The organism is Mesorhizobium sp. M7A.F.Ca.US.014.04.1.1 (genome assembly GCF_003998745.1).
Lineage (GTDB): Bacteria > Pseudomonadota > Alphaproteobacteria > Rhizobiales > Rhizobiaceae > Mesorhizobium > Mesorhizobium ciceri.
Genome location: NZ_RZRW01001297.1, coordinates 1 through 673 on the forward strand (window position 1 = coordinate 1; position 673 = coordinate 673).

Annotated in this window: 1 pseudogene; it reads right to left on the reverse strand. The window is 59.1% G+C overall.

Going from position 1 to position 673, the window contains the following annotated elements:
* A pseudogene (locus EOA22_RS36175) lies at positions 1–333 on the reverse strand (conjugal transfer protein TraG); the annotation flags it as partial.
* Between the last annotated feature and the right edge of the window lie 340 nt (positions 334–673).

The window sequence follows — 673 nt, forward strand, 5'->3', positions numbered from 1 at the left end:
GCGTGCAGAACCATATGTGGCGGCATTCTTCGCCTCCCGTGCCCGCCACACCGACATACCGATGGCCACTGCGATCGCGATAAAGCTGCCGCTCGCCGCGATCAGCGCACCCTCCAGAAAAATCTCTGGCGCATACGCATCGTAGAAAAACCACCACCAGAAAAAGGCCGGCGGCGGATAGATGGAATGGCCGGCAAGCTCGAGCCATGGATCCCCGAGCTGCGGCTGGAATCCAAGCCGCCATGCGGTCCACTGCGTCGCGCCCCAAGTAGTGACCAGCACGATCAGAAGCACGGCAACGAGTTGCCCCCACAATATCCTGGTCGCCGGCATTTATCGTCTCTTTGCTGAGGCTTGGGGCGCCCACAGAAATATCGAATTTCCGCATACGCAAGAACACAAGACAGTTTACGGAACCGCCGGGTAGTACGACCTACACGGACTTGTTCGTTGCAGTGCTGTTTCTGCTGATCGAGAACTGGCTGAGCAGACACGGCTGTGCCGCTTGATATCGGAATTCGCCATGGTGGGAGTTCCGGAATGACTGTCGCCAGACCTTCCATAAGCCAGCGTGGTCGAGGTCAATCGGCGACTTCTGCTTCCGAAACGCCCCCTCGCCTTCGGCCACCGTCAGACCGCCGAACTGCTCGATAACGGCCAGGCGCTAGGCCAT